22 protein-coding genes are annotated in these 22,353 nt (G+C 34.5%); 4 read left to right on the forward strand and 18 right to left on the reverse strand.

The genetic code is table 11. From position 1 onward, the window contains the following. Positions 1-14 precede the first annotated feature (14 nt). Both nadD and NAAC61_RS00880 read left to right on the forward strand, forming a co-directional pair. Positions 15-563 carry a nicotinate (nicotinamide) nucleotide adenylyltransferase gene (gene nadD / locus NAAC61_RS00875; protein WP_237729686.1) on the forward strand — a complete coding sequence of 183 codons (549 nt, stop codon included), beginning with the start codon at positions 15-17 and terminating at the stop codon, positions 561-563. Between the two features lie 32 nt (positions 564-595). Next, a complete protein-coding gene (locus NAAC61_RS00880; protein WP_202694951.1) occupies positions 596-1,354 on the forward strand; it encodes an N-acetyltransferase in 759 nt (252 codons plus the stop codon). Positions 1,355-1,411: 57 nt separating this feature from the next. On the opposite strand, the gene NAAC61_RS00885 is transcribed toward NAAC61_RS00880, so the two are convergent. Continuing rightward, the gene (locus NAAC61_RS00885) at positions 1,412-1,600 is read right to left on the reverse strand and encodes a hypothetical protein (protein WP_202694952.1); all 189 of its coding nucleotides are present in this window, start codon (positions 1,598-1,600) and stop codon (positions 1,412-1,414) included. Positions 1,601-1,624: 24 nt separating this feature from the next. After that, positions 1,625-2,242 (reverse strand): cyclodeaminase/cyclohydrolase family protein, encoded by a 618-nt coding sequence (locus NAAC61_RS00890; RefSeq protein ID WP_202694953.1) that lies wholly within the window; start codon positions 2,240-2,242, stop codon positions 1,625-1,627. Positions 2,243-2,466: 224 nt separating this feature from the next. Between NAAC61_RS00890 and NAAC61_RS00895 the strand changes: the two genes are divergently transcribed. Beyond that, a complete protein-coding gene (locus tag NAAC61_RS00895; protein ID WP_237729687.1) occupies positions 2,467-4,692 on the forward strand; it encodes a sodium-translocating pyrophosphatase in 2,226 nt (741 codons plus the stop codon). Positions 4,693-4,747: 55 nt separating this feature from the next. On the opposite strand, the gene NAAC61_RS00900 is transcribed toward NAAC61_RS00895, so the two are convergent. The 9 genes from NAAC61_RS00900 to NAAC61_RS00940 form a co-directional block, all read right to left on the reverse strand. Further along, entirely contained in the window at positions 4,748-5,494 is a 747-nt protein-coding gene (locus tag NAAC61_RS00900; RefSeq protein WP_012208857.1) for a beta-ketoacyl-ACP reductase, read from the reverse strand. 18 nt (positions 5,495-5,512) lie between these two features. Next, positions 5,513-6,388: an ACP S-malonyltransferase gene (gene fabD / locus NAAC61_RS00905; protein WP_121515035.1), complete on the reverse strand. Its 876-nt coding sequence runs from the start codon at positions 6,386-6,388 to the stop codon at positions 5,513-5,515. A 3-nt stretch (positions 6,389-6,391) separates the two neighbouring features. After that, a complete protein-coding gene (locus NAAC61_RS00910; protein ID WP_202694954.1) occupies positions 6,392-7,345 on the reverse strand; it encodes a nitronate monooxygenase in 954 nt (317 codons plus the stop codon). Between the two features lie 16 nt (positions 7,346-7,361). After that, positions 7,362-7,781 carry a 3-hydroxyacyl-ACP dehydratase FabZ gene (gene fabZ, locus NAAC61_RS00915; RefSeq protein WP_121515037.1) on the reverse strand — a complete coding sequence of 140 codons (420 nt, stop codon included), beginning with the start codon at positions 7,779-7,781 and terminating at the stop codon, positions 7,362-7,364. 5 nt (positions 7,782-7,786) lie between these two features. Beyond that, positions 7,787-8,635 (reverse strand): DegV family protein, encoded by an 849-nt coding sequence (locus NAAC61_RS00920; RefSeq protein WP_012208861.1) that lies wholly within the window; start codon positions 8,633-8,635, stop codon positions 7,787-7,789. Between the two features lie 14 nt (positions 8,636-8,649). Continuing rightward, positions 8,650-9,882, reverse strand: coding sequence for a beta-ketoacyl-ACP synthase II (gene fabF / locus NAAC61_RS00925; RefSeq protein ID WP_202694955.1), 1,233 nt, complete (start codon positions 9,880-9,882; stop codon positions 8,650-8,652). Between the two features lie 59 nt (positions 9,883-9,941). Beyond that, positions 9,942-10,583, reverse strand: a complete 642-nt coding sequence (locus NAAC61_RS00930; RefSeq protein WP_202694956.1) for a TetR/AcrR family transcriptional regulator — start codon at positions 10,581-10,583, stop codon at positions 9,942-9,944. Between the two features lie 235 nt (positions 10,584-10,818). Next, positions 10,819-11,883, reverse strand: coding sequence for a hypothetical protein (locus NAAC61_RS00935; protein WP_202694957.1), 1,065 nt, complete (start codon positions 11,881-11,883; stop codon positions 10,819-10,821). 62 nt (positions 11,884-11,945) lie between these two features. Continuing rightward, positions 11,946-12,908 (reverse strand): hypothetical protein, encoded by a 963-nt coding sequence (locus NAAC61_RS00940; RefSeq protein ID WP_202694958.1) that lies wholly within the window; start codon positions 12,906-12,908, stop codon positions 11,946-11,948. Positions 12,909-13,341: 433 nt separating this feature from the next. Between NAAC61_RS00940 and NAAC61_RS00945 the strand changes: the two genes are divergently transcribed. Beyond that, positions 13,342-15,057, forward strand: coding sequence for a hypothetical protein (locus tag NAAC61_RS00945; protein ID WP_202694959.1), 1,716 nt, complete (start codon positions 13,342-13,344; stop codon positions 15,055-15,057). Between the two features lie 70 nt (positions 15,058-15,127). Here the strand turns inward: NAAC61_RS00945 and NAAC61_RS10535 are convergent, their stop codons facing one another. The 7 genes from NAAC61_RS10535 to NAAC61_RS00980 form a co-directional block, all read right to left on the reverse strand. Beyond that, positions 15,128-15,790 (reverse strand): ATP-binding cassette domain-containing protein, encoded by a 663-nt coding sequence (locus NAAC61_RS10535; protein WP_012208874.1) that lies wholly within the window; start codon positions 15,788-15,790, stop codon positions 15,128-15,130. A 2-nt stretch (positions 15,791-15,792) separates the two neighbouring features. After that, complete coding sequence (locus NAAC61_RS10540) at positions 15,793-16,446, reverse strand: ABC transporter ATP-binding protein (RefSeq protein ID WP_012208875.1); 654 nt, start codon at positions 16,444-16,446, stop codon at positions 15,793-15,795. A gap of 662 nt (positions 16,447-17,108) precedes the next feature. Continuing rightward, entirely contained in the window at positions 17,109-18,857 is a 1,749-nt protein-coding gene (locus tag NAAC61_RS00955; RefSeq protein ID WP_012208876.1) for an ATP-binding cassette domain-containing protein, read from the reverse strand. 52 nt (positions 18,858-18,909) lie between these two features. After that, complete coding sequence (locus tag NAAC61_RS00960; protein WP_337919676.1) at positions 18,910-19,851, reverse strand: IS110 family transposase; 942 nt, start codon at positions 19,849-19,851, stop codon at positions 18,910-18,912. Positions 19,852-20,506: 655 nt separating this feature from the next. Further along, positions 20,507-20,650 carry a hypothetical protein gene (locus NAAC61_RS00970; RefSeq protein ID WP_155811065.1) on the reverse strand — a complete coding sequence of 48 codons (144 nt, stop codon included), beginning with the start codon at positions 20,648-20,650 and terminating at the stop codon, positions 20,507-20,509. 637 nt (positions 20,651-21,287) lie between these two features. Continuing rightward, the gene (locus tag NAAC61_RS00975) at positions 21,288-21,974 is read right to left on the reverse strand and encodes an ISL3 family transposase (protein WP_041534075.1); all 687 of its coding nucleotides are present in this window, start codon (positions 21,972-21,974) and stop codon (positions 21,288-21,290) included. After that, a complete protein-coding gene (locus NAAC61_RS00980) occupies positions 21,975-22,277 on the reverse strand; it encodes a transposase (RefSeq protein WP_049755288.1) in 303 nt (100 codons plus the stop codon). Positions 22,278-22,353: the final 76 nt, after the last annotated feature.

Here is a 22,353-nt window from a genome sequence, read left to right on the forward strand (position 1 = left end):
TGTTTCTCATGCTAATGCTTTTTGGAGGTAGTTTTAATCCTCCTCATATAGGTCATAGAATAATTGCTGAAATAGCTTATGATGAATTTAACCCTGATAGGTTTTTAATAGTACCGTCTAAAAATCCCCCACACAAAAGCATAGATTTCATAGCAAATTTCGACAAGAGGTATTCTTGGTGTGAGAGGGTTTTTTTTGAACATTATTTCGAAGTAAGCGATATAGAAAATAAACTACCCTCACCATCATACACAATAAGGACCATAGAATATTTATCAAATTTTGATAAAAACATTAATCTTTTGATAGGTGAAGACTCCCTTAAAAACTTTCACAAATGGTATAAATGGGAAGAAATATTAAAGAAAGTAAAAATAGTAGTTTATCCCAGATATTTCGAAGAAAAAAATTCATACAGTGTAGATTTTGATTATGTAAAATTGGAAAGTCCTATTGTTGAAATATCTTCCACTTATATCAGACAAAGGATCAAAAAGGGAAAAACTGTTAAAGGTTTGATAGACGATAAGATATTTGAGGAAGTTTTAAAAGAGTACAGTTAAAATCAATTTTTATAAGACTAAGGGGGATAAAAATGTCGTCTTATATAGCCAAAAGTGCCAAAATTGATACTAGCGTTAAAATAGGTTACAATGCTATAATTGAAGAAAATGTTGTTATTAAAAAAGGTACTATAATAGGAAATAATGTAATAATTAAAGAAGATAGTATTATTGGAGAAAACTGTACAATATCAGATAATTCTATAATAGGGAAATCTCCTCTTAAAGCTAAAAATTCTGCCACAACAGAAACAAAAACTTTTTCTCCTATAACTTTGGGCAATAATGTCATCGTGGGAGCATGTTGCATCTTATATAAAGGTACTAAAATATCAAATGACGTTTTTATTGGAGATTTGACGAGCATAAGAGAAGATGTAGAAATTGGAGAAAATACTATCATCGGAAAAGGTGCTACAATAGAAAATAAAAGTAGAATAGGTAAGTACGTAAAGATAGAAACAGAGGCTTACATTACGGCCATCTCTACAATAGAAGATTATTGTTTCATAGCTCCAGGAGTTACCTTTACCAACGATCAATTTTTAGGAAGAACAGAGAAGAGAAAAACGCTTTTCAAAGGTCCAGTTGTCAAAAAGGGGGCAAGAATAGGAGCTAACGCAACAATATTACCAGGAAAAATAATTGGAGAAGATGCGTTGGTTGGCGCCGGAAGCGTGGTTACTAAAAATTTGGAACCAAAAAAAATATACGTCGGTGTTCCCGCCAAAGAGATTCGAAACGTACCAAACGAAGAATTGCTAGAAAATCAAACTTATTTTCACCCCTAAATCCTTTCCAAATGAATATTATAAAATATGGCCGGTAAGAAAAATCCGGCCAACTTTTTATTCTTTCTCTATTTCTTCCAACTGTTTTTCTATTTGCTCTAATTCTTGGTTAATCCTTTCCCATTCTTTCTCAAGAGATTCATCATGCTCATGAGGGCCCATGTACTTTTCTATAGATTTCTTTTCTGCTTCTAAAGTTTTCTTTTTTTTCATTAATTCTTCTCTTAAATATTCTTCTTCAGCCATTATGTTCCACCCCCTTTTTTAAAATTATATATTAGCTTTGGATAGCAGTCTTAATTCAAGAGTGTTTGCTTCTCCTTCAATTTTTTCAATTTGACTGTTGATGTCTCTTAGAAAATCTTCGTCTTTAATCGATGGAAGATTTATTTTTACATTATATAATCCACCATCAACCGCTGCTTTTGCCATTACAAGGGAAATAGCTGCGTCACTTTTAGCCATTTTATAACCTTTTTCTATTGTAATCCCCGAAAGTTCCATGACTTCCAACGCGTCTTTGGCTATTTCTAGCGGAACAAGTGTGGCTTTTTTCGTATTTTCCTGTATTTTTTCATTTCTGACTCTTTTCTCATCTTCAGTACTTTTTGGAAGCTTTAATGCTTCTAACACCCCGTTGAAAGCTTCTGCATCTTCCTCCATAAGTTGAAGGAATTTGTCTCTGTACTCTTCTAACTTTAATTTCAAATTTTTCATTTCTTCTTCAACTTCTTCGTACTTTTTTTTGCCGATAGTTAAATTTGTTACCATACATCCCAAACTAGCTGCTATAGAACCCGATAATGCCGCTGCACTTCCACCCCCGGGAGCGGGTTCGTTGGACGAAAGCTTTTCTAAAAATTCTTTTAAACTCATTTCGGATAACAAATTAACTCCTCCTTTTTTGTGATATTTAACACAATATACATATTATTTTTCCGTAAAACTTCTGCTCTTTATTATATATTTTATCAAAAGTATTTAGAAAAACAATAAATACCATTTGGAAGATATACCCTTCTAATTGTTTTTAAAGTCGTTTAATTGTTCCTAATCACATTTAACTGCCATTTTTAAAACTTATTTTTTTGAGTAGAGGATGGTATAATAAAATGGGGTATAATGTTATACTTCAAATTTCACAACACTTTGGAGGTGAAACAGTGGGTAGTCTATGGATTTTGGCAATAGTTCCAGTAATAGCTTTAATATTTGCAAGTGTTAACTTTAGACAGGTCGTTGTTTTAGACGAAGGTACAGAGAAGATGCAACACATTGCAAAGGCTATTAGAATTGGTGCTTCCGCCTTTGTTAACCACGAGCTTAAAGTATTGACGATTTATGGAATATTTATCGCTTTAGCTTTAGGTATCGTGGTAGAGTGGTATGTTGGAGCCGCTTTTGTAATGGGGGCTTTTATGAGTGCCCTTGCTGGATACATAGGTATGAAAATAGCTACTTACGCTAACGTCAGAGTTAGCAATAAAGCTCGTACAGAGAAAAGTATTGGAAAAACTCTGAAAGTTGCATTTCAAGGTGGAAGTGTTATGGGGCTAAGCGTTTCTGGATTGGCTCTATTAGGTTTATTTTTAGTATATATTATCTTTGGAAATTGGTTAGGACAGCTTTCTGCGGAAAATTTGGTAATCAAAGTCAATTGGTTGGGAATAAATTATATTCCTTTCACCATGACCGTTTCAGGATATGCCCTTGGATGCTCAATAATCGCTATGTTTGATAGGGTTGGTGGAGGAATTTACACAAAAGCTGCGGACATGGGAGCAGACTTGGTTGGAAAAACAGAATTGGCTTTACCGGAAGATGATGCACGAAATCCCGCAACTATCGCCGATAACGTGGGAGATGATGTTGGAGATGTTGCAGGACTTGGGGCAGATTTGTTGGAAAGTTATGTAGGTGCGGTAATTTCATCTATAGTTCTAATATTATATACTCATTTCCTTTTGGGACCTCAAAACTTTTCTTATGATTCCACAATGAGATTAACTTACTATCCTATACTTTTTATATCTTTAGGATTAATTTCTTCGATGATTGGAATATTGTATATAATCTTAAAAAAACCTTCAAATGATCCCCATAGAGATTTGAATATATCTTTGATGACATCAGCATTTTTAACTGTAATTTTAACTTTTTTCCTTAGCTTTTTCTACTTGAGGGGGATCAGTATTACCGAATTTCAAAATATTGGTTTCAGATTGGGATACTTCTCACCTTGGTTGGCGGCTGTTATCGGCATAGTAGACGGTATTTTTATGGGACTTATAGCAGAATATTACACTAATGATGCATACCATCCTACAAAAGAATTGAGTGAATTCGCTAAGGGTGGTTCAGCTATTGTCATTACAAAAGGATTAGCGTTGGGAATGGAAAGCGTTCTTTTGCCTGTTTTCCTTTTGATGTTGGGAATTCTTGTGTCCTTCGAAATAGCAGGATTGTATGGTGTAGCAATGGCAGCTTTGGGTATGCTTTCTTTCGTTGCCACAACGGTTTCAGTTGATTCGTACGGTCCAATAGCAGATAATGCTGGTGGGATAAGCGAAATGGCAAAATTGCCGCCTGAAGTTAGAGAGATAACCGATAAACTAGACTCTGTAGGGAACACAACGGCTGCTATAGGAAAAGGTTTTGCTATCGGTTCGGCTGCTTTAGCGGCATTAGCTCTCTTCGCATCTTTTATTTATTCTCAAGCTGGTCCTGGAGATGGAGGAGTAGGGCATTTAGAAAATATTCTGATCTTGAACATGATAGATTCTAGAACAATAGCCGGTGCTATTTTCGGCGCGGCATTACCTTTCTTTTTTAGTTCTTTTCTAATAAATGCCGTGGTAAATGCAGCTAACAAGATGGTGGATGAGGTAAGAAGACAGTTTAGAGAAATCCCTGGATTGATGGAGGGCACAACAGATCCAGATTACGAAAGATGTATCAGGATTAGTAGTGAAGGTTCGCTAAGTCAAATAAAATTCCCTGCCCTTATCGCCACTCTAACCCCTATAATTTCTGGATTTTTACTAGGACCAAACTTTGTAGGAGGACTTTTGATTGGAACTACTCTCAGTGGTGTTATGTTAGCAATATTTACAGCTAATTCTGGAGGTGCTTGGGACAACGCAAAAAAGAGAATAGAAGCTGGAGGCGTTGAAGGAGAAGGGAAAGGTACCGATGCCCATAAAGCAGCAGTTGTGGGTGATACAGTTGGTGATCCACTGAAAGATACTGTTGGTCCTTCTCTAGATATATTAATCAAGATTATGGCGGTAACTTCCCTTATAACCGTTTCTATCTTTAAAGTGTATCATCTCTTTTGAAAACAAAATCCCGAGGTTGTACATTTAATTGCCTCGGGATTTTAATTCAGTATAATTAAATTCTTAATCCACCGTCTATCCTTATAACTTGTCCCGTTATGAAGGAAGAATCATCACTGGCTAAAAATACGGCTAATTTTGCTATATCCTGAGGTTCTCCCAATCGTTTTAAACACGTATTCTCTACAACATACTCTATTAATTCTTCCTTTAAACTTTCGGTCATCCCTGTTCTAACAAATCCTGGCGCAATAGCGTTTACTCTGATATTTTCTCCTTTCATTGTAAGTTCTTTCGCCCAAGATTTTGTCATTCCTATTATACCTGCTTTTGCTGCCGAATAATTAGTTTGACCGATGTTACCTTCAATTCCTACCACGCTCGCCATGCTTATTATATTCCCAAACTTTTGTTTTCTCATTATCTTTGCAACCGCTTTTGTCATAACAAAAGTTCCTTTTAAATTCACCTGAATTACCTTATCAAAATCTTCTTCTTTCATAATAACCAAGAAGTTATCTTTTGCCATTCCGGCATTGTTTACTAATATGTCTATTTTTTGGTATTTGTTATATATCTCAGTCACAATTTCGCTAATCGCATTGAAATCGGTTATGTCTGCTTGGTAATAAATGAACCTATCTTCTGGAAAATCACTTTTTTCATTTTCTTCTATTTGAGGTCTTTCATCTATAGCGATCGCTATTACGGTGGCCCCTTCTTTTATGAAATTCCGAGATATTTCTTTCCCTATTCCTCTAGAGCCACCTGTTACGATCGCAATCTTTTGATTTAATTTCAAAGGGAACACCCCCAATTTTTATATATTAAGTAGTTTAACGGTTTTATTTATTTGTTTAATAAATTTTGTGAGCACATTTGTAGGTCCAATTTCAACAAATTCATCCACATCATTTTTCACACATTCTTCGACACATTCTATCCATCTAACGGGAGAAGTTATTTGCTTAATTACATTTTCTTTGATGATAACAGGATCTGTTTCAAACTTCGCCGTCACATTCTGAACAATGGGAACCCTTGGTTTTTTGAATTCTAAATGTTCAATTTTTCTTCTTAACCTTTCTTCTGCATCTTTTAGAAATTTCGAATGAAACGGACCGCTTACATTCAACGGTACGACCTTTCTGGCTCCTCCTTCCTTGAGCTTTTCCATAGAGATCAAAAGTTCTTCCATTTCCCCACTTATAACAATCTGTGAAGGAGAATTGTAATTAGCTATTTGGACGTTTGGATAATTGGCTAAAACTTTTTCAATATCATTTAAATCCATCCCTATCACGGCTGCCATACCGCCTTTTCCTGGTTCAAAGGCTTCACTCATGTACAATCCCCTATAATAAACCGCTTCAACTGCCTCTTCAAAATTGATCACGTCTGCAGCTAAAAGTGCTGTCCATTCCCCTAAAGAATGACCAGCTACCACGTCAGGTATGAGACCTTCTTCTAAAGCATTCAAATATTTCATATAGCTAATTGTGAGTATAGCGACTTGGGCATTTTGGGTTAAGGTAAGCTCTTTTTCATCAGTTCCAAATATTATACTTTTTATATCTACTCCAATCTTATTTTTAACTTTATCAAAGTATAATTCATACTCAGGCTTTTTTTCTAATATATCCTTTCCCATTCCTAAGTATTGAGATCCTTGGCCTGTAAAAACAAAGCATCGCAAAACTTATCTCCTCCTTTCATCGACATTGTTTTCTAAGTCGTAATTTTTCAAGATATACGACATTATATCTTCTATAACTTCGTTAACACTTTTTATCTCATCGATCAAACCAGAGGATTGTCCTGCCATAAAAGACCCACTTTCTTCATCACCGTACAAGAAAGCCCTCATAAGGCTTCCTACCAAAGCTTCTTCTGCTTCTTCAGGTGATGAAGCTTCTAACTTAGCTATTTTTTTACCAAATTTTGTCTTTATTATGCGAGCCGGATGACCCATTTTCTGACCTGTAATTATAGTATCCCTAATACCTGCATTTATTATTTTCTGTTTATAATTTTCATGGGCTTCACATTCATCTGTGGCTATAAAACGAGTCCCCATCTGAATGCCTTCTGCCCCCAAGGATAAAGCTGCAACCGCACCAGGTCCGTTAGCAATCCCACCGGCTGCTATTACAGGAACCGATAACATACTGGAAAGCTTTGGAATCAAGACCATGGTAGTTACATCGCCGATGTGTCCACCACATTCCATTCCTTCGCCTATTATAGCCTCTGCCCCAGCATTTTCTAATCTCAAAGCCAGATTTTCTGACGAGACTACCGCTAAGGTTGTTATCCCATTTTCTCTAAGCATTGGAATATATTTGCTAGAATTTCCAGCTCCTAAAATAGCAACGGGCACTTTTTCTTGAATTATCAAATCTATGACTTCGTCTATATGAGGATTAAGCATAATTACGTTTACCGCAAAAGGTTTATCAGTCATTACTCTTATTGAATCGATCTGTTTTTTTAAAAGTTTTGCGTCCATGTTTCCAGAACCTATAGTTCCTAATCCACCAGCATTTGAAACAGCTGCAGCCAATTTTGCAGTACCCACCCATGCCATTCCGCCTTCTAATATGGGATATTTAATTTTCAATAAATCAGTAACCCTATTTTTTACTGGTTCCAAATCAGCACCTCCATCTTCAACTCTTTTTGATACCTACCATTATCTCTGCTTGTGCACATACCTGTTCTTCAACAGTAGCTATTCCTTTTAATTTAAACATGTTTGCTTTCCTCTGTAGAATCTCTAAATCGTATATTAGTTTGTCTCCAGGTCTTACTTCCTTTTTAAATCGAGCCTTATCTATACCCGTAAACAAAGGAATTACATTCTCATCCGTATCTTTTAGAAGCAATAACCCTGCAGTTTGAGCCATACCTTCAACAATGAGTACTCCTGGCATTATGGGATAATTTGGGAAATGACCTTGAAAAAAAGGTTCGTTAATGCTAACGTTTTTAAACGCCTTGATCTTTTCTTCATTTAATTCTAAAACCCCATCAACAAGCAAAAAAGGGTAACGGTGGGGCAATATTTTCATTATTTCCTCTATATTCATAATTTTCACTCCCATGTAGTTACTATTCCACCAGAATCAGGCCCTAAATGCATACCTATTATTATATCCATCGGTTCAAAGATTATCTTTTCCCTCGGTACTCCCAATTTAACTACTTCATCCAACAAATCGCCACCTATTTTTAAGCTCCCTGTATGTTCAACGGTTATATTCTTTAACTCTCCTCTGCCTTTTTCTTCCATTGCCAATGTAGTAAGCTCTTTAATTATTTTATTGTATCCTCTAATCCTTTTAACGGGCAATATTTCACCATTCTCCAGTTTTAACAATGGTTTAATGTTTAACATGCTTCCCACAAAAGCAGTTGCTTTTCCTATTCTTCCACCTTTTGCAAGATAATTTAAACTTCCTACGGTAAAGTATACATTCACTTTTTCTTGAAAATGTTCCACAAAACTCTTCAACTCTTCTATACTATAATCTCCTGAATCTATAAGCTTTTTTAATTCTAGTACTACATAACCTAATCCCCATGTAGCTTCATAACTTTCCACTATATGGATCCTTTTTTCATCTACTTCCTTAGCGGCTATCCTAGCAGAATTATAGGTGCCACTTAGTTTTCCTGATAGATGGACAGATATCAATTCATCGTAATCTTTAAGCATTTTTTTGTATACCTCTTCAAAATCTTGAGGCGTCGGTTGGGAAGTGGCTGGTATATAGTCAGACGTTTTTAAAAACTCATAGAAGTCGTCTACATCAATATCCACAGCCTTTTCAAACTTGTCTTTCATCTTTACATACAATGAAACACAGCCTATCCCCATTTCTTCTAATTGTTTTGGATCAATGTCGCAGGTATTATCGGTTACTATTCCTATTTTAGGCATAATTGTGCCCCCTTTTATGATTTAACAAAAATTAGAGACGCATTGTGTCCCCCAAAACCAAAGGAGTTCTTTAAAATTACGTTTACTTCAGCGTCTTGAGTCTCTCTTGGGATATTGAGCGTTTTCATCTCTTCATCAGGCTCTTCTAAATTTGGCATTCCATGAACAAAATGATTATGGCTTTCTATTATTGAAGCTATTAATTCAATTGCCCCTGCAGCTCCTAAAGTATGTCCTATCAAGGTTTTAGTTGACTGTAAATACGGTTTATCCGCAAATTCACCGAATATTTTTTTAATAGCTTTTACTTCTGAATTATCTCCAACAGGGGTACTGGTAGCATGACAATTTATAAGATCCACCTTAGAAGGATCTAATTCAGCCATTTTTAAGGCGTTCTTTATCGCCCTTGCAGCCCCCTCACCTTGCGGATCAGATTGACTAATATGGTAAGCATCCCCTGTCATTCCATATCCTGCTATATATCCATAAATCTTTGCTCCTCTTGCCTTTGCATGTTCTTCTGATTCTAAAACTAATATCCCAGCTCCTTCTCCCATCACAAACCCGTCTCTATCTTTGTCAAAAGGTCTTGATGCTTTTTGTGGTTCATCATTTCTTTGAGAAAGAGCCATCATGTTGGCAAAAGCTGCTATTGGCATAGGATCAATAACCGCTTCGGAACCTCCCGTTATTGCCACATCAACTTCTCCACTTCTTATCAACATAACAGAACTTATTATTGAATGGACAGCTGAAGCACAGGCGCTAACAGTAGTAAAATTTGGTCCCTTTAATTTATGCTTTATAGAAACAACTCCACTTGCCATATCTGCAATCATCATCGGTATTAAAAAAGGGCTAACATATTTCGGACCTTTTTCGTTCAGAACTCCAAACTCGTGATACAAGGTTTTAAAACCGCCAATCCCAGAACCTATTATTACTGCAGCATTTTCCCTCCAATCTTGATCTTGAGACAATCCGGCATCCTCAATAGCCTCATCTGAGGCAGCAATAGCTAATTGTAAAAACCTATCATAACGTTTGGCGGTTCTACTATCCATATACTGAAGAGGATCAAAATCTTTTATTTCAGCGGCTATCTTAACTTTATGATCCGAGGTATCAAACTGAGTTATCTTATCTATGCCTATTCTCATTTCTTTTAAACCCTCTGAAAATTCTTCTGTGTTTTTTGCTATAGCGTTTACTGTTCCCATTCCAGTTATTACGACTTTGTGCATCCGCATACCTCCTGACTGTTATTTTATTAATTTGTTAAAGTACCCCAATAGATGAGGTATTATGATGAAGAAGCTAACATCTTTTGTGTTACTTCTATGTAATATTCATATATTTGTAGAGGCTTTAAGCCTGTCCATTTTTCATACAATGTCTCTCTAAGGCTTACTTGCTGAACCATTCCTGTTATCTCACTCCATAAAACCATTGCTATCTTTAAAGGTTCTAATCTTTCATCTATTGAACCATCTTTTATTCCTTCTTCAACCGAGCTAACTAATAATTTAAAAATCTCTTCACTCTTTTCATACGCCTTCTTCACATGGGGATCTTTATCATCGAAACGAACTTCCAAGGTTTCATAATTCAATATCAACTTATAATAATCAACATATTCAAGGCTGAATGATACGTATGTTTCTCCCATTGATACTACCTTTTCAAAACCGTTTTTACAAGAGGAAAATTTTTCAATAATAGACCTGAGCAAAGCAGATAACGCTCTTTCAACAGAGGTAAAATATAGATCTTTTTTGCTTGAAAAGTATAAATACAACGTCCCTTTTGCAAGATTAGCTTTCTTTGCAATTTCGGTCATTGTAGCTTTCTCATAACCTTTTTCAACAAAAATTTTTTCTGCGACATTCATTATTAAATTCAATTTTCCCTCTTTATTTTTCTTCTCCAAACCATTTCGCCTCATATTTTGATCCTCTAATAAAATAAAAATGACCAAAGGTCATCACTTTTATAAGATTATACCACAACCAAAAATGTATTTCAAGTTTTCGCATTAGATAATATTACATGTCCGTGAAAAAGATTGGTTAGATCATAATTCGATGTCTTTGAGGGGGTAACCCCCCTCAAACTCTCCGAAAACAAAAATCTTTTAAAAAAAGAGATATCTGCTTGAAGAAAGAGATACTAAGAAGAATTCAAAAAAGAAAAGAGGAGTGTAAATTGAGGTTTTCTATTATTGGTAAAGTTTGATATATCTGGTAGTTTTCTTCAGTAACTAATATTAAAAATCCTCTGTGTGCCAATAATTTTAACGGTTTCTCTGTAAACGGTTCCTCGTGAAATATTTTAGCTGTATATTTCCCATCATCTTCTTCAACAAGTACAGCCATTTTGAGCTTGTTATCCGATATAGAATGGTAAAGTATGAAGATATTTCCTAATGAATCGATAGCAAAACTGATAATCTCATCATCTTTCAATTCTTCGACAAATATTACCTCAAAAAATCCTTGGGGGTAAGTGTATTGAAAAATATGGTTTGAAGAATCTCTAACAAATAAACTTCTTTCAGTAGTTAAGACTTCTTCAAACTGTTGGATATCTATACCCTCGTATTTTATTATTCCTACCGTTGAAAGAACCTCACCTGAGATTGTCATCCTGATAATTTCATTATTTTTTTTATCGATAAGCCAAAAATCTTCTTTCTTGAAAGACCCATTTTGAATAAATACATTAGTAGGCGGGGAAAGTAATAAGTCATTCTTTGAATCAATTCCTACGTCTATTGTATTGACTAAATCACCTTCTAAAGAGAAAACAACTACTTCCTTTATTTTTTCCGAATAACCAACATAGTACTCTGAACCTTCACCTGGTATCCATCCTAATTTTACAAAAATTAAGTTACTTAATTCGTAATCTTGATACTCTTCTTTCGGAAATGTATGAGAAATACTATGTGTCGCATAATTATCAGGTTTGAGAACTGAATAGATTTCGATAAAATTTTCCACAAGGAGGTTATCCGGATCTGAGTAAACATAAAACTTATTATCGAAAAAAGAAAATGCATCAGTAATTGGGGAAGAATTATCACCAGCCGGAGCAAAAGATAAAGTAGAAGATGGAGAAATATTCATAAACATATTCTCCTTTTCTACCTTTGTTTCGTTAGCAAATAAACTGCTAACACCAAAAGCGGTAAAAACAAATAAAAAAGCAAATAACAACATCCTCTTTTCGATAATCATTTTCATTAAACCTCCTCCTCATATTTTATTCCATCACGCTTCCTTTCCTCTTTCAACTTTTTAATTATTTAAAAAGTTTCCCATTTACATATTTTTTGTGGTAGAGAAAACTCAAAGAAATATCTCTTAAGGTCCCTGTGGTTGTATATGTAGAGGATATTTTTCCCATCGGCATTTACATTTTCATCAAAGGCAAACTTCGGATAGTAAAGCAAATTTGGACTATTTATATACAATCTTATATTCAAATCTTCATCTAATACGAATATTTCCGCTTCTCCTTTTGACAAGATTAAATGGTTTTCAAAAGTCACAAACGATTCATTGATAACAGCATTTTCTCCTAATTCTTTATTTTCTTCTTCTATGTATTTCCCATCTTTATTTGATAATTTATATACCCCTTGTACAAAAGGTTCAGAAGTAGTGTAAGCTCCTTGATTAATTTGTTCAGTTTTACCATACATGTAACCTATGTATATCGTATCCCCTATTACTTCTAAATTGGTATAATTCATACCAAGTGATTCTTGACCTAGTTCAGGAAATACCCTCTCTATTGTATTACCTTTCACTTTAAAAAGGCCATTGATTTGATCTAAAACGAATATTTTTGAATCAATTATTTTAATATCACTTATACTGAGATCGTTGTTTAATGCAATCGTGTTCAGAATTTCTCCTTCAGAATCGAAAACTTTTACTACGTTGTAGAGAGCTACATATAAAGAATCATCGTAAGTATCCATTCCACCTGCAGTCAAAAGGTATTTTTCTATTTCTTTACCATTGTAAATGATTTTCACAGGAGCTTTCCCGTAACTTTCTAATTTTAAATCAATTATATTGTTGATATTTCCTTTTGAATCTATGAAATACACTAAGCCGTTCTCTGACAAAAGATATACTTTACCTTTTTGGCTAACTATATCCAATATTTCGTTTTCATTGTCAAGTAGATTAACAACAAAGCTTTCATCGAATTCTAAACTCACTGAAAAAGTGAAGGTGACAGAAATCAAGATAAACATTATCAAAAATACCTTCTCAACATTTTCATTAAACCTCCTTCTCGTATTTAATCTTTCTCATCCAACAACGTTCTAGTCCCATCTTTTGATTTGTTTAAAAAGCACTTGTTACAAGCAATTTTCATCTTTCCTACTTTTATTATACCCTTTTCCATATGGTTTTCAACTGTTTTTTTATTGGCTTCAAATATCTATTGATAAAGTATTGCAGAGATCGGTCAAAAAACTAACGTTAAAATTATTTATGATGGTTTTTATCGGATATAATGCCTTTGTCTTTCTTTTAGTTATTATAAGAGAATTATGATATAATGAACTTTAGAATAAAATATGGAAGCTTCAAGAATTGTTAACATTCTAAAAGAAAGGTTTTTGAAGTAAATTTTATTTTATATTTTGGTTGCTATTAGGTAAAGGATAAGAGGGTTGAGAAATGAACATTAAACTATTGGTTGAAATTGTGAATAAAGGACAGTTCATAAGACCAATTTTGAATTATGTTGCTCATTACTTAGAAAGTGATAGACCAGATAAAAATAAAAACATTGTCAATTACATAAACGTTTTGAAATTAAAATGGGATGTTAAATACGATGAAGCCCTTGAGATAATAGATGAAGAGTTACAAGGGTTGAAAAAGGGTGGTTTGTATTGTCTAATTTTAATTGAAAAAATAGATATTTTAGTCAATCTTTCTAGAAATGAAGAAATTAAAGAAGTATTCAATCAATTGAAGGAAGAATTCGCCACACTTCCTAAGTATTTAAGAGGAATAGTTGTTGAGAATTTAAAGAATGTTCGTGAGTTAAATTTTGAAGAGAAAGATCTGCAAGCCATTAGGATTTGGAGTGAAAGTTATGAAAATGCTCCCGCCACCAAAGGCTTCATAATGCTATCAAAAGCAAGAGGAAAAAAGAACGAAGAAAGATACGAAGAAGCGGTTTCTTTAAACATCGAAGCATTTAAGGTTTTAAAAACTATTCCACATCCTTCTGGTATGGTGCAAGCTTTAAATAATTTATCTTGGTGGTTGAAAGATACAAACAAAGAAAAGGCTTTAGCTTTTACTTTTCCATTGGGATTCTACCTTGGTTACTATTTTGATGATGATAACTTTAAAGTTTTCAATTCCCTCGATACTATGTTTCAAGTGCAGAAGAATAACAACGATCCTTTGGTTTATGAATCCGCCTTTATCTTTTCAAAGTGTTTATCTCAACTAAACAAAGCGGAAAGTGAATCGATAAAAAATACTTTTAAAGATATCATTAACCAATTAAAATACTTTGTATTCAATTTGGATAACAACCAACATAGAAGTACACCAAAACTAAGAGATTTCATAAGGAAAGAGATAGGAAAAGAAAAGATACCCATAGACTCAATGAACGTTTCTGAAAAAACGTTGAAAGAGTTTTTATCTGCAAAGACAAAGTACATTCAACCAAGTACCTTGAGAAACATATTAGAAGCTCTTGAGTTTGAAATCACTACATCCACACCTATATGCATAATCAAAGAATTGAAAAAGAAGGATATAGATAAAAAGTTTGAGATAAACCTTGAAAAGTTTAAAAACCTTCCAAAAGAAAGACAAATATCAGAATTCTTTACATCTTACCTCGTTCATCACTACAAAGAAGAGATTGATCTAAAAAAGATAATTAAAGAGATACAAGATGACAGTTTAATTGAACAAAGATGTGATTACTACACGAAAGAGTTAATAAACTCTATCTTTGAAAGAAATCCAAAGATAGATTTTAATTTTTTACTAACAAACGTTCAAAAACCAAAAATCTACACAGACAAAAATATAACTTTCAACGGACATCCTTTTTATTTGGGAAGGAAAGATATTGTAAAGAAGTTTATGAAAGACTTAAATAAAAAGAATTTAAAAGAGTTCATTGAAAATTACGTTAGTCTTGATACAAGACAAAAAAAGACAGTAGAAAAGTTCGTAATGAATTACGGTAGGTACTATGACTTAAAAGATATACCCAAAGAATTCACACCGAAAGTACCAAAAGAGATTGATCCATTCGTGAAAAAATACACGTTGAAAAGAAAGCCTTCTGCCATTTCTTTTTATGTTTTTGAAGGGGATGAAAGAGAAAAGTTTGTGGAAATTATTGGCAAATTTTAATTGAAAAACGCCCATGTTGGGCGTCTTTTCAGAAATTAGGTTCTCCCGAAAATAATAGCTAATTAGTCTTTCATACAACCAACTGACTTTCTATTATTTCTTTGTAAAGGGGAGAATTTTTTAGTAACTCTTCATGTACTCCTTCTCCCATTATCTCTCCATCTTTTAATAGTATCACTTTGTCAGCTTTTCTTATCGTCGATAGTCTGTGGGATATTATAATCAAAGTCATCTCGTACTCTTTCAATTCATCGAATATTTCTTCTTCTGTCTGTGAATCTACACCAGACGTTGCTTCATCCAGTATCAATACCTTTGGTTCCCTTATCAATGCTCTTGCTATCGCTACTCTCTGCCTTTGCCCATCTGATAACTTACTTCCCCTTTCTCCTACTACAGTATCGTATCCTTCATCTAAAAGCCCTATGAATTTATCTACCTTCGCTTTTTTTACCGCCTTCATGAATTCTTCTTCAGTGAATTCATCATCCAACATTATGTTTTCTTTGACCGTCATGTTGAATAAGGGTTCGTTACCTCTGACTAACTTTATCTTTTCTCTGATTTCTTGTAATTTGTAATCTATTATGTTTTTATTCCCTAATAGTATTTTACCGTTTGTGGGATCATATAATCTCACAAGAAGACTCACCATCGTACTTTTGCCGGATCCACTCGTTCCTACCAACGCTACCTTTTCGTTTTTGTCAATGGAGAGATTTATGTTTTTCAAAACTATCTCGTTTCTATAATATTGATCCCTTCAATCTTTTCTCTCAGACTTTCCATGACCTTGCTGTATTCTTTTCTTTCCTTCTTTGAAGCATCTAATAATCTTTTATTGAAATGGTTTAATATCCAGTAATATAACGGTATCGTTGCAATAACTAACAAAGTAAGCTGCCAACTAAAAGTTGATAAAACAATTAAAATAATGAAAACATCTATGATGTTTAATATTATCACGGGTTTTGTTAGTACGAGAAAGTTGGCTATTTCAGCTATATCAGATGTGATTCTGGCAAGGAAATCTCCAATTTGGCTGTCTGAGGAGTAAGCAGAAGGAATCTTTTGAACTTTTTCATATAAAGTCAATTGTTCATTCTTTATCACATCTGCTTCACTTGCACTTGCATAATAATTTTCAAAAAAGCCCAAAACCACTTGGCCTACTACCACAGTTAAATACGCCAACATGGAAGGTAAGAGAAGAGAAAACTTGTTTTGAAATATAACTTCATCGATCATGTATCTCAAGATATAGGGATTGGCTATGAAAAAAAACGTAAGTGGAATTGAAAAAAGATAAAGATTAAGATGAACCTTTTTGTACTTTTTTGAATATTCGAAAAATCTTTTAACGTTAGAAGAAATTATTTTTGATTTCACTGGATAAATCTCCTCCTTTTTATAAGTTATTAATAGTGTCTTCAGAAAGTCTAAAACATGGATTTTCACTAACTTTTAATACCTTTAATATTAAAGATTCAAAGTTCTATCACGAAAATAGTGGGTAATTAAGCTAAAGTTAAATTAAGTTTATCAACGGCAATAAAGGAAAATAGAAAATATTTACTTAAGAATGTTCTTGTAATCGAATGTCTTTTTAAACTCAAGTACTAATCCCTCGGCTTGAACTGTGCCAAACGCTAACTCTTCTCAATTGTACTTCGATTTCGCCTACTCTGATTATATGAAAGAACATTCTGAATTTAAATATCTTTTAACTTAAAACCTTTGTCAATACCCAGTATTTGTGCTATAATTTTGTTGCTCATGATATCACTCCTCTCTCTCTTTTTATTTTTTTGTTTTTTGTTCTATGAGGAGTGATATCTTTTTTTACCCCTTTTGTCAAGTACCTAATCAACCATTTTTATTATACAGCCCCGTCCACATTAGATAATATTAAATGTCCGTGAAAAAGATTGGTTAGACCAGAGACATAAATACATTCCAACCAATTCCTTATTTGAATGACAATTAATTATAGTCTAGTACGCAAGTTCCTAATTTTTCTACCTTCACTTTTTGAAAGAGATCCAAATGATTTATCCCATCTTCTTTCGTCCGATCTCGTTAGCACTTGATAGATAGCTTTCAATTATTCCTTTGAAAGTATCATCTCCAGACATAAGCTCACTAAAACTACCTGTTGCTGCAACCGTTCCATTTTTTAACACAAATACCCTATTTGCAAGACTAATAACATTTGGTTTATGGGAAATAATAATCCCAGAACGTGTGGATAAATAATCTTCAAGTTTTTCAAGTAAAATACTTTCGTTTATGGTATCTAGATTAGTAAGTGGTTCGTCAACCACCACTACATCTTTTTCAGCGTAAAATAACCTTGCAAGTTGTATCCGTTGTTTTTCACCGCCCGAAACAAAACTACCTCCTTCTCCTAAAAGTCTTCCTTTTAAATGATCCAATTTAAGATCATCGATTACTTTTTCCAATCGTTCCTCGTCTAACTTTCTTCCCATAACGATATTGCTTTCAAGCGTTTCATTGAAAATTCCAACAGTTTGAGAGTAATATCCAACATATTTGAACACTGCCAGGGGGTAGGTCCCTTTTAATTCATTACCTAGGAGTTTTACTTCTCCTTCATAGTTTTGCTCTAATCCAAGTAGTATATTGAGTAAAGTGGATTTTCCTTCTCCTGATAAACCTACAATAGCAATTGTTTCCCCATGCTGAACGTTTAAGGAAATTTTTTTTAGAAACGGTTTATCAGGTTCAAAACCAAAACTGACATCTTTCAGACTATATACGGGAGCCTTTGGAACCGGAAATATTTCATGCTTCGTGTAATTCTTTTGTGCATGTTCTGCTTCGTCGAAATAATTAAGGATGGTATCAAGATTTGCAGAAACACGTACTGCAATTCGGGCCAATTCCCTAAATAGGTATAAAGGTTCCGTCACAAAGGAAAAATATGTCCACAATGCCCATATTGTTCCAACGGTCATACGTCCATTAATTACTAAAAAACTTCCATATACCAAGATTATTAGACGAGAAAAATAATCTGGCAGATCAACCATCAATTTATCAAACCTTGATCTTGGTATTTCTGCTTCCACCACTGAGTCTGTAATCTTTTGGTATATTCTTTCATATTCATTTTCACGTTTTGATTTTGCTTCTCCAGCAAAAATTTCATGGAGATTTTCGAAAGTTTCAACTATGAAATTCGTTGCTTGTCTCATTAATTCATACCCTCGGGAGTAAGGGCGATGGCTTACTCGATCAATAATATTTGTGTATAGACCTACAATTGCCACATTCACCACATACAAGAAGAAAAAGAATTTACTCCAAGCGAAAACCATTACCAAAATTAGTACCATTCGTATAAGCACAAAAATGTTGCGAATAAAACCATAATCAAGAACGACAAAAGCTTCGTTAAGTTGATTATTAATCAAAGAGGCATAGTATGCCGAACCTTGTTGCTTAAGTTTTTTCCAAGGGAAAAAGAAAGAGAGTTTGAAAATACGATTTGATAGATCCGCGGCAGCTTTGAATTTTTCACGTAAATAAATTTGATCGCCAATGTAGGTTAAGATAAACGAGGTAGTGTATAAGATAGCTAAAAGATAAATGGAGTTCCATTCCATTTGCATATTTATAGTTAACCCGTCTATGATGTTTCTTACCAGCAATGGAATGAAAAAACCGAATACAACTGATGATGTTGCAAGAAAGCCACCAATCAATATGGGTATAAGCCTTCGTTTCCCAATCAAAGAATAAAAAGATATTATCTTACGCAAGTTTGTTAAATTCATTTCTCCTCCTATGATGAAAATCAAGATTTTAGTAAAGAATCTATCCTATTTTTTATGCTAATATGAAATTATTAAAATCCTCAAAGACCCAATCGTTTTTTAAGGTCTCATAAATTATGCTTAACATCTTACGTGCGGTAGCGATTATTGCTTTACCGCTACCTTTCTTATGTTTCAACCGCTCGTAAAAACCTCTTATATATGGACTATATCTTATCGCTATCAGCGCTACTTGTACCAGGGTAGTACGTAATATCTTATCGCCTCGTTTGGTTATTCGTCCATGTCTTATACTTTCATTTGAATCATATACACGGGGTACCAGTTCAGCATAAGCACATAATTTCTTAGAATTATCAAAATCATTAATGTCACCAATATTGCTCAGAATTATTGTTGAACTTAGTTTACCTATCCGTGTTATACTCAGCAGATTTTTCTGGCCTTTCAATCCTTCTCCGTTTCCTTTTATTTTCTCTTCTATCTTCTTTATACCCTCATTTAACGACTTTATCTGGTCAACAATTACCCCTATCTCAAACCGGCTTGTTTCACTCACTGCCGCATTTCTAACTTCTTCTAACGCCTTCTCACTAGAAAACATTTCCCGGCGAGTCGTTATTCCATATTCCATTAATATCCCATGTATCTTATTTTTTAAGGTACTGCGTAGCTTTACTAGTTTGTTTCTTGTCTGAATTAAACTCTTTAACTCCCTATTCTCTTTACTCATTACTCTTACCTCTGGCAATAACCCTTTGCTTAAATACTCCGCTATTATTTCCGCATCATGTCGGTCAGTCTTTTTCACACTCTCACTTATTACCTTGAACTGCGACGAATTTATTACTCGAACTTTCTTTACCTGGCTAACTATACTGTTGTAGAAAAATCTGCTGTTACCCGTTGCTTCTACTGCCACTTCTGTCTCTTTGTCTAAATTCTTTTTGAACTCTTCTATTCCTTTTTTCGTCATCGGATATTTTTTGAATATTCCTTTACCTTCTTATGTCTTCCAGTACACACTAAACTGATTCTTGTGTAAATCTACCCCTACATACTTCATCCCTTTTACCTCCTATTTTTTTCGGAGTAGATTCTTTACTGGTGACTCACCATCCTCCTATTCAGGGTCTTTGCCCTATGGTGACCATTCGGTAATAGGTCTGATTAATCTCTTTTACGGGATCTTTATCCCGGTCAAGAATCCAACCTACTACCTATCCACTCCGGATATTATATTTTATTATATTTTACCTTATTTATCCGGAGTTATTGTCACCTCTTGATTTTTATCATATCATCTCCTTTATAAATGGAAATCATGTTTAAATCGAGTAGGAGGTAGATAATTAATTTATCTGCCGTCCTTCCGCACCACCGTACGTACCATTCTGTATACGGCGGTTCAACAGGTTTGATGTATAAGACCCTTCACATCGTTTCTCCCTCTTTCAGATGTAGAAGTTATACTAGGCGCTTGGTACATTATTTTCGGGCTCTCCCTTATCTTCATGTAGGAAACCTTCTAGTCGAAGTTGTATGCCTTTTCCGTATCCCTTCGCATCTTTCAAGATTCGAAACCTTCTGTTGTTCAGTCCTTCCTCATCTCTCAATGAGTACTATGACTTCTGCTGACTTCTCAAGATTCAGCCATACATTGCTGTATGGGTTGCCTCAATAGCATATTCTTGAGATCTCCCCAGGTAAGTGCAATAACTTTCATCCCATCTATCCGCCAGATCTACTCCGTGAAGTTCAGGGTAGCTGTTGGACTTCGTTTTGAGTGGCAAACTCGTCCACTTCACTTAGCCTTATATCTGGTTCTTGTTCATCGGACCGGGACTTTGCCTTGGGCTTCCTTCAGATTCCACCTCACGATGGACACCCTTGCCTTCGACTAGTGGTTCCCGCTACCTGGCCCACAACGGACTTTCACCGCTTAGCTATTGCACATGCTGGGCGCACAAGGAAAAGAGGGGAGTCTTCCCCTCCTGAAACTTTATGATCATGGAAAAAATGCGGAATTACCACCGCCTCCGCCTTTACAACAAAATCCTGCTAAGCAGCATAGACCGGCGAAGTGAAAGCATTCCCACTCGAAAATACTTAGATCCTCTTCAATATGCACTCCCTTTCGGAGAACTTCCATGCTAATCACCTCCTTTCCATAATATGCTTAGTTACTGTCTTTAGAATTTCTAAAGCTTGTTTTAAATCAAATCTCGAGCATTCGAAAGTTCTTAAAATACACCCACCAACGTAATACACCTGATTTTCCCTAGTTCTCCTTCGGCTAGCAGCCTACTTCAATGGTAGAGATAGTTCTCTCCTATATACCCCTTCAAAACTTATTATTAGAAATTAATTACTTCTCAAGTCTTTAAACATATATAAAAAAGATGGTTCTATCACGAAAATAGTGGGTAATTAAGCTGGAGTTAAATTAAGTTTACCAAGGGCAATAAAGATAGTGATTTTTAAATTCTTTAATGTTTTAAACCCAAAAGCCCTTTTAGTAAATCCTCTAAGTTTAGAGTTCATACCTTCTATTTTACCGTTTGAGATATTCGTTTTCATGTGCAACAAGATACCTTCTATGTGATTTAAAAGAGTCTTAGCAGCTTTAATCATTTCGGGTATATTTGATTTCATTACCTTTTCATACCATCGATTAAAATACTTAGCTGCATAAGAAGGTTTTTTGTAATCGAACATCTTTTTAAACTCAAGTACCAATCCGTAGGCTTGAACTGTGTCAAGATGTTGATATTCCATCAATTCATCGAGTTTAACTTTATCTTTCTTGGTAAGGTTGTTAGGATTTTTTAATAGCAAGTATTTCGTCCTTTTGAGTATCTCATGGTACCCTTTATTCTCTCTGGCTCTTACTTTATCAAGTTGGACACTTAATACATTAAGCACATGGAATTTGTCAAATATTATCTTTGCTTTGGGGAAATGTTTCCTTGCTCCAACTTTGAAAGGTACCGACATATCCTTTGAAAAGTAAAAGTCTAATATTCTCCACAACCTATTTTGGGTTATATTATACTTTTTAGCTATCTCAGCAACCGTCATGTGATTGTACAACTCGAGGATAAACGCTTCAAACAATCAGGTGAATCCAGAGTTTTTTCGAGCCCAAGGAACCTCTACAGTCTTTGTCCCATCATCTGTTTTTATCCTAGCTACCCTCGCATGTATGTATGTTTCATATTGGAATAGGTTTAAGTGTTTCTGGCTTCTTTGAACCGTATCGTACGCACTGTAATATTTACCGTTGTATTCAAACTTTGCATCTTTTTTGAAATCCACATATATGTTGATTGTATTTCCTTGTTGCTCTATCTTTTTTATGAACCATGGCTCTGTTATATTCAGTATCTGTTCAAAGAATTTGGGTAGCTCTTTTCTCATCTGGTATCATCTTATGTATTTTGTGTTCTCCTATATAGTACCTGATTGTTTAATCATTTGTTCATATTACTTTTTT

Origin of the sequence: Petrotoga sp. 8T1HF07.NaAc.6.1, assembly GCF_016772115.1 — a bacterium.
GTDB lineage: Bacteria > Thermotogota > Thermotogae > Petrotogales > Petrotogaceae > Petrotoga > Petrotoga mobilis.